This is a genomic window from Tsukamurella asaccharolytica (assembly GCF_007858435.1).
Taxonomy (GTDB): domain Bacteria; phylum Actinomycetota; class Actinomycetes; order Mycobacteriales; family Mycobacteriaceae; genus Tsukamurella; species Tsukamurella asaccharolytica.
The window spans coordinates 1-505 of record NZ_VIGW01000080.1 but is presented as its reverse complement, the minus strand read 5'-3'; the positions used below and the strand labels follow the sequence as shown (position 1 = coordinate 505).

At 41.0% G+C, this 505-nt stretch carries 1 protein-coding gene; it reads right to left on the bottom strand.

The window, feature by feature from the left end; genetic code table 11:
- On the bottom strand, nt 1–276 hold a 276-nt coding region (locus FK529_RS21015), incomplete at its 3' end, for a hypothetical protein (RefSeq protein WP_205124420.1).
- Between the last annotated feature and the right edge of the window lie 229 nt (nt 277–505).

Here is a 505-nt window from a genome sequence, read left to right as displayed (position 1 = left end):
GTACTTAAAGAGCGCTAAGTTCCCAACACCCACGACAATAGCGCTGATTAGCCAAAACTTTGGGGATCGCCCATAAATAATACCGGTTGAGAGCAGATAGATAACGGTGGTATAGCCCCCTAAAATCAGGGCGAAATCGACACTAAATAGCCCGATAATCCAATAACTTGCCACCAAAAGCAGGCCATTTTGGATCGCCACGCTCCGTCTAAATAACCAATAGAGAAGAAAGAAGAGAATAAAGACAACGGCAAACTCTATAGACAGATAACTCACAATCCAACCTTACATATCGATTTTAATTTTTATAGCGCTTGAGGAATGCTCTACCGCTGATTCTTTCTTATTTTAACACGCTTAAGCTCTACTCAATGCGCTCAATCAAAGCGTTTTATTCTACGTGTTTATCAAGGAGATTCAAGCTTCCGCATTGATTTTAATATCGATCTTTTTTCTCCCCCGCTTCTCCAAAGGAGCGATAGTAACGCACAATGATTATCACGAT